The sequence below is a fragment of the Acinetobacter sp. AB03 genome, assembly GCF_058107045.1.
Genome location: NZ_JBUEBA010000002.1, coordinates 1,377,410 through 1,384,222 on the forward strand (window position 1 = coordinate 1,377,410; position 6,813 = coordinate 1,384,222).

The 6,813-nt window shown below is 40.4% G+C and carries 5 protein-coding genes and 1 pseudogene; 4 read left to right on the top strand and 2 right to left on the bottom strand.

The window, feature by feature from the left end; all coding sequences use genetic code 11:
* Positions 1 to 19: 19 nt before the first annotated feature.
* On the bottom strand, positions 20 to 1,480 hold the full coding sequence (locus tag ACY3FQ_RS07015) for a CYTH and CHAD domain-containing protein (protein ID WP_489773756.1): 1,461 nt from the start codon (positions 1,478 to 1,480) through the stop codon (positions 20 to 22).
* A 399-nt stretch (positions 1,481 to 1,879) separates the two neighbouring features.
* Positions 1,880 to 3,340, bottom strand: coding sequence for a CYTH domain-containing protein (locus ACY3FQ_RS07020; RefSeq protein ID WP_489773757.1), 1,461 nt, complete (start codon positions 3,338 to 3,340; stop codon positions 1,880 to 1,882).
* Between the two features lie 286 nt (positions 3,341 to 3,626).
* Between ACY3FQ_RS07020 and ACY3FQ_RS07025 the strand changes: the two genes are divergently transcribed.
* The 4 genes and pseudogenes from ACY3FQ_RS07025 to ACY3FQ_RS07040 form a co-directional block, all read left to right on the top strand.
* Positions 3,627 to 4,010 carry an Mpo1-like protein gene (locus ACY3FQ_RS07025; RefSeq protein ID WP_159127441.1) on the top strand — a complete coding sequence of 128 codons (384 nt, stop codon included), beginning with the start codon at positions 3,627 to 3,629 and terminating at the stop codon, positions 4,008 to 4,010.
* Between the two features lie 518 nt (positions 4,011 to 4,528).
* Positions 4,529 to 5,149, top strand: a complete 621-nt coding sequence (gene thiE / locus ACY3FQ_RS07030) for a thiamine phosphate synthase (RefSeq protein ID WP_489773758.1) — start codon at positions 4,529 to 4,531, stop codon at positions 5,147 to 5,149.
* 42 nt (positions 5,150 to 5,191) lie between these two features.
* Positions 5,192 to 6,490 carry a glutamate-1-semialdehyde 2,1-aminomutase gene (gene hemL / locus ACY3FQ_RS07035; protein WP_004696756.1) on the top strand — a complete coding sequence of 433 codons (1,299 nt, stop codon included), beginning with the start codon at positions 5,192 to 5,194 and terminating at the stop codon, positions 6,488 to 6,490.
* Positions 6,491 to 6,592: 102 nt separating this feature from the next.
* Positions 6,593 to 6,813: pseudogene (locus ACY3FQ_RS07040) on the top strand (IS3 family transposase); the annotation flags it as partial.

A 6,813-nucleotide genomic window follows, 5' to 3' on the forward strand; every position in this document is an offset into this window, starting at 1 on the left:
TATATTTTAATTTAAAAGACTATTTCAGCTTTTTGGTTTGACTGAACAGCATCAGCTGTTGTTCAACCAATTTCAGCATTCTTTTTTTTTCCGCAGCAATCCAGCCTGTGGCAAAACTATAAGCGGCTTCTGGTTCAGGGGCTTGTTGAAATAAAGCGTCTGCAACCACTAAATCATTATAGTGCCCTAAGTTTTCCTGAACTGCTTTGAGTTTTTTCAAATAGATTTTTAAAGCTTTTGCATCGAGTAAAGATGCCACAAACTCAATGCTATAACGCAGTTGTTTGACTTGCTTACGAATGCGGTGTTTTTCCTCATCTTCAAGCTGGCTAAAGTGCTCGGCATGTGCGCATATTTTATGGTGTAAAGCCTGTATCACTTTGAGTGCATGTTTTTTCAGTTTGGTTTTTGAAGGCGAATCTAGTTCTTGCTCTGTAAATAAAATTAATTCAAGCCAAAGTTGCGTCGTTTCTGGTCGTTGGAATAGGGCGCAAACATCAGAGATGGCTTCTGTACTTGGTGCAAGATGGTCTAATAGATAACCAGCCTCAATCAGTTGAGGGAGTAGGTCTTCATTTAAGGCATCGATGTCGCGTGTTCCACCTAAGGCTTGAAAAATAGTGGTGAGTTCTGCTTTCCATTGTGGTTGAATGTCCTCCGACCATGCAGCAAAACTTTTCAGTGCGCTACGTAAGCGGCGAATTGCCACGCGGGCTTGGTGTATATGCTCACTGGAGTACTGCTGTCGAGCAATTGAACTGGCATTGGGAAGTAAGTGCTGTAGGCAATTGGCCAGTATGCTTCGTAGAGCCTCAACTTCGCTTGAACTTCTGTTCAGTGCAAGAGGTGTTTGATACTGCGCAGGAAAGCAACTTTGCTGACGAACGGCCTGAAGTCCATAGTCTGACTTGCTATGTGTGTCGAGACTCAGTTGGTATTTTTGAATCCAAGGTTGTATAAATGCGATCAAATCCTCTGTTGATCCTTGTTTTAATTCAAATTCGATCTCGAAAATATCAACACTGTTTTGTTCTTCAAAAATTTTGCCAATATCGAGAGCAATTTCAACTGTACTGCTTCCAACATCCTGCAAAACGCGTAAACGTTGGATGTTGGTTTCAAAGAGCAATTCAAGGGTTGGAAGTGGAAGCCCCAAAGCGCGTTTTAATTTTTTGTAGATAGCGGAATAATCTTTATAGTTATCTAAGTCGAGTGTAGTCGTTTCAGGTGGTGCTATATCAAATTCAAGTTCCAAGCGACTCAATACTTTTGCGGTATCCACTGCTTTGAAGGTTTGTTTCCATTCATCATTTTCCTGTCGACGTCGAATCGCGATGCAATGCTTAGCAAGTGTTTGATCCGCTGTATCAAAGTATTGGGCTGCTAAATAAATCGGCTCAGCCTTGAGCAGTGTAAAAGCTTTTTGCAATGCCTTACGCTTCTTAACTGGAACTTGAAACTTAAACTCAATCTCTTGCATAGCACATGACTCATGACAACCTAGGTTTTACAATATGCTAAATTGAGCAAAAAAAGTCCAGATTTGAATAGGTATAAGCTAAAAGAGCAGAAATAGTGTGCTAGATGTCACTTTAAAAATGAAGATGATGGTTAGAAATATGCAGAGTTAATAAGTACAGATGGTTGCATCGAAGTGATAATAAATCTACATTGAGTAGGAATGTATAGGCTTACTTTTTAAGAATAAAAAGGAATATAAAGCCTGTATTGTTTTGATAATAGACCGCTTTGTCATAGATAAATTAGTAGTTTGAAGCGACCAACCACGATCTTCTATCGTGGTTTTGCGGCTTGTCAGGCCTTGTGAAGGATGGATAGCAGTCATGTATTTAACATGACTGCTTTGGTATACAGAGCGTTATTTTAAGAATTTACGGCTAACTAAGAACTGTTCTGTCGCTTCTAAAAGTTTATCGGCATAAACTTCAAGCTTTGCCGTGAGCCAACCCAAAACAAACCAATCACTGGCTTCAAGTTCGGTCTGTTGAATGTATGCAGCTGAAGTCGCCAAGATTTGATATTCATGTGCAGCTTGTTGGGCATCATTCAACGCTTTACTGTATTTCTGCAAATTTTTCACATCATAAATTGACGTTAAAATAGGAAAGCTAAACTTCAATTCCTTAATTTTCTGCGCCAATACATCTAAGCTTTCAAAGTGACTAATATCCGCAGCATTTAAGCTTTCCTGTAGCTGTCGATATTGGTTTTGCAGGGTATTGTGCGCATAGGTTTTTAAATCCTGCTTCTGCACATGATCATGTGAGCTTAAACTAAAGGTTAATAACTCAAGATAATGATGCACATTCTGCGTCGATTTAACTAAATTTCCAAGCTTTTCTTGAGCATATAAAATGTCTTTGGCTAGATTTTCAGTGGTGGTTGGATTCTGAAGAAAAGCGCCTAAGGTACTTTGCATATGCTGCAAATGTTGTAAATGATCAAACTGGTGCTTAAATGCGGCAAGTTGCATCGCCCATTTATCAGAAATATTGCTATTCCAGTCTTTAAACAAAGCCAAGGTTAGTTGTAAGTGCTCTAAAGCGGTTTGTGCTTGATCAATATGGCTTTGCTCAGCAACATCTGCTGAAATTGCGGCAATATTCGGCAGTAAATGCAGCATTTGCTGACCAATCAGCAAACTCAGGTTATGTGCCGCACTTTCTTTTTTCGATAAGACAAACTCTTTTTCAAAACGTGCTGGACTCACTGTTTGCTCAAGTGCCAGTAGGTTGCCCATTTCGGCTTTGCTGCGGACATCTAACCACAGTTGATACTTCTTCACCCATTCAAAACTAAAAGCCAAAAGTGACTGAACAGAGCCTGATTTGAGTTCAAACTCTACCTCATGGATGGTCTGTTCTCGACCAGATGCACGAACCACTCCGACATCCAAACAGACTTCAATTTCAGCGTCTTCAAACTCAATGACGCGATATGTACGTTGGATGTCCGTTTCAAAGGTGAGCTTTAACGCAGCCGCATCCGATCTTAAAGCTTGGGTTAAAATTTGCTGAGCCTCTGGAATAGCTTCATAAATGCTTAAGTCCAGTTCAGGAGATGACTCTAACTCACCCAAATTATGATTATGTTCAAAACGGTGTAAATGACTTTTACCTGCGGCTTTAAGTGTTTGAATCCAGCAAGTACCTTCAAGACGCTGACGCAAAGCAGCACCGTGTTGGGCCAAGAGGCGATCAGGAGTGTCAAAATACTTGGCTTGAAGTTGAATCGTTTCAGATTTTTTAGGATCTAAAGCTTTAAGAAGGGCGGTACGTCGTGTTTCGCTAATCTGAAATTTTAATTCAATTTCAACCATGAAAAATTCCTAATTTGAGGGGCTAGGTCAGTGCCAAGCCTTTATGTATTTAGATGCATGATCTGTAGTTTGTTTTTATGTGCACTAAAGGCACACCAATGGACAACTGGATTGTAGCGAAAAAGAGACAGTATGTAAGACTTGACGACACAATAAAACAAAGTTGCAGTGTGAGATTGATCAAAAAACAATTCTGCTTTTAGTGGAAATGCTGCCAGAGGCGATTGTACTTTCCTGACTGCATATTTTCAGCTATGTTGATAAAAAACCATCAGGATGATGACATATGAATACTCAGGTTGAACCGAAACAGGAACACGATGCTGAACCAAATTTTCAATTGCCGATTAAGGACTATCACCAGTTTTATCGTTTTTATCTAACAGAACACCGCAACATCATGAGTCGTCGGCTACACGTTGCGGGCAGTTCAATTGGACTGTACTTTTTCTCTAAAGCCATACTTAAACGTAAGCCGCGTTATTTTATATACGGCTTAGTCTCTGGATATGCCTGTGCGTGGGTAGGTCATTTTGTTTTTGAAAAAAATAAGCCAGCCAGTTTTAAACAGCCTTTGTATAGTTTTATTTCTGACTGGCGCATGTTTTCCGATGTTTTACGAGGAAATTTAAGCTTACAAGATCGTGCCTTGGATAAAATTCCAAGTTAGTGAAGCACTTTGTGACTTCATCATGAAAGTTTTATGAAAAGCTTGAAATTAACAGTTGCAAAGTATGAGTGAATGTTCTAATAATGAGATCGTTGTTTATATTTTCATCAAATAATATATAAGTGCTTTGAACTTCAAAGTGCTTTTAGTTTTCCAAGCCTAGAGCGACCTTCTCTAGGCTTTTTTTATGCGGATTTTAAATAAAATATGCGGCTTTTTAGCTTTTATGATGTTATTTCAACATCACTGGTTTAAAAAGCTAAAAAGCCGTATCAGATCGCTGCGTGTCTCTTATTCTTGTTATAAAGTTGTTATTTTTATTTTATTCTTGTTGCTTTCTGTATCCATTAAACTGCGAAAGCGGTGGGGCGACTATCACTGAAAATAGGTATTTTTATATAGCCTGAGCTTGGTCGTGGGATTTTTGTGCAAAGCAAAGCATTTTCAGTTCCAATTCATTAAAGCATTAGTCGCCTTTAGCTTTATAATAGAACGACATAACCCAAAGGTAGAGTTAAATGCGCGGTTTATATTTAATTACAAATGATGATCCTTTAGAGCTACTTTTGGCTAAATTAGAAGGTGCAATGGCAACACATGAAGTTGCCATTTTGCAGTATCGCCGTAAAAAAGTACCCAAAGAAGAACAGGCTTACGAAGTCGAGTATATGAAAGCGATGTGCGCTGAGTATCGTGTTCCTTTTGTGATCAACGATGACTTAGAAATGGCAGTGAAATACGGTGTTGGCGTGCATTTAGGGCAAGGTGATGGTGAAGTTGCCGAAGCTGTCGCACTTCTGCCAAAAGATGCGGTGATTGGTCGTACGTGTTTGAACTCGATTGAGCTGGCAGAGAAAGCTATTGCTGAAGGTGCAACATACGTCGCTTTTGGTGCAATTTACGCAACTGAGACCAAGCCAGAAGCAGGCAATATTGGCTTAGAGACTTTAAAGGAAGCCAAAGCCAAATTGAATGTGCCGATTTGTGCGATTGGCGGCTTAACAGTTGAAAATTCAAGTGAGGTGATCGATGCTGGTGCCGACCTTTGCGCGGTGATTAGTGATATATTAGGGCTATCAATGTCTGCGATTCCTGATCGTATAGAACAGTGGGCTGATTTATTTGCATCTAAAGCTTAAGCGTTTTTAGATGTTTTTTTATTTTTTGAGTTGAGTAACTTCATGAGCTTATCTCCAAAGCAAGAACAATTGTTTAAACAAGCAAGCAAACATATTCCGGGTGGTGTGAACTCACCTGTACGTGCATTTAATAGCGTAGGCGGAACGCCTGTCTTTATTGAAAAGGCGCAAGGTGCATACTTGTACGATGTGGATGGTAAGCGCTATGTAGACTATGTGGGCTCATGGGGACCAATGATTTTAGGTCATGCTCATCCTGAAATTATTAAAGCCGTTCAAAATGCTGCAGTGGATGGTTTAAGCTTCGGTGCACCTACCGTGCATGAAACGACTTTAGCCGACATTATTTGCGAAATTATGCCGTCAATTGAGCTGGTTCGTATGACCAACTCAGGCACTGAAGCAACCATGACCGCCATTCGTCTTGCACGTGGTTATACAGGTCGCGACAAGATTGTAAAATTTGAAGGCTGTTACCACGGTCATTCAGACTCACTGCTAGTAAAAGCAGGTTCAGGTTTGTTAACCAGCGGCGAAGGTGAAGCGACTTCAGCTGGTGTTCCTGCCGACTTTGCTAAACACACGCTTACTCTTCCATATAACGATATTGCTACTTTAAAAGAGTGCTTTGCTAAGTTTGGTTCAGAGATTGCAGGCGTGATTGTGGAGCCTGTGGCAGGAAACATGAACCTAGTCAAACCAATCGAAGGCTTCTTACAAGCGATTCGTGATGTATGTGATGAACATGGTTCTGTTTTTATCATTGATGAAGTGATGACTGGTTTCCGTGTTGGATTGGGTGGTGCACAAGCTCACTATGGTGTGACTCCTGATTTAACCACCTTGGGTAAAATTATTGGTGCAGGCTTACCCGTTGGTGCTTTTGGTGGGAAACGAGAAGTGATGGAGTGTATTGCTCCACTGGGTAAAGTTTACCAAGCTGGAACACTGTCGGGGAATCCACTTGCAATGCGTGCAGGGATTGAGATGTTTAAACACCTGCGCCAAGATGGTTTTTATGAAAAATTGACAGCGCAGCTAGAAAAACTGCTTGTGGGTTTACAAGCCGCGGCTGATGAAGCGGGTATTGCTTTTAAAACGCAACAAGTAGGCGGTATGTTTGGTTTGTACTTTACCGATCAAGAAGACATTACTAGCTTCGACTCGATGTTAAAGTGTGATATCGATGCATTCCGTAAGTTCTTCCATGGCATGTTAGACCGTGGTGTGAACCTTGCACCATCTGCATTTGAAGCTGGCTTTATTTCAGCTGCCCATTCTGATGAAGATATTGAATTTACCCTACAAGCAGCGAAAGAAGTTTTTGCAAGCATGAAGTAAGTATTTGTCCTTGCTAAAAAAGCCCATCTCATTTGATGGGCTTTTTATATGATGGGTGTGTCCCGTCCTGAAATAAGTTTACACCTTTAAGAGGCTTATTTTATGGAACATGAACGAGAACAAAGAGTTAAACGTACACAAGGTGATTATAGCTTTGCCTTTAAAATGATGGTTGTACATGAAGTAGAAAAAGGGCAAATTACTTATAAACAAGCTCAGGCAAAATATGGTATTCAAGGAAGATCAACTGTGCTGGTATGGTTACGCAAGCAAGGACAACAGGACTGGACTTCGAATATGCCGCCTTCTTCTAAACGCCAATT

Excerpts from the sequence above, each read along its gene's own strand:
- ACY3FQ_RS07015 (WP_489773756.1), bottom strand. The coding sequence starts at position 1,480 with ATGCAAGAGATTGAGTTTAAGTTTCAAGTTCCAGTTAAGAAGCGTAAG.
- ACY3FQ_RS07020 (WP_489773757.1), bottom strand. The coding sequence starts at position 3,340 with ATGGTTGAAATTGAATTAAAATTTCAGATTAGCGAAACACGACGTACC.
- ACY3FQ_RS07025 (WP_159127441.1), top strand. The coding sequence starts at position 3,627 with ATGAATACTCAGGTTGAACCGAAACAGGAACACGATGCTGAACCAAAT.
- thiE (WP_489773758.1), top strand. The coding sequence starts at position 4,529 with ATGCGCGGTTTATATTTAATTACAAATGATGATCCTTTAGAGCTACTT.
- hemL (WP_004696756.1), top strand. The coding sequence starts at position 5,192 with ATGAGCTTATCTCCAAAGCAAGAACAATTGTTTAAACAAGCAAGCAAA.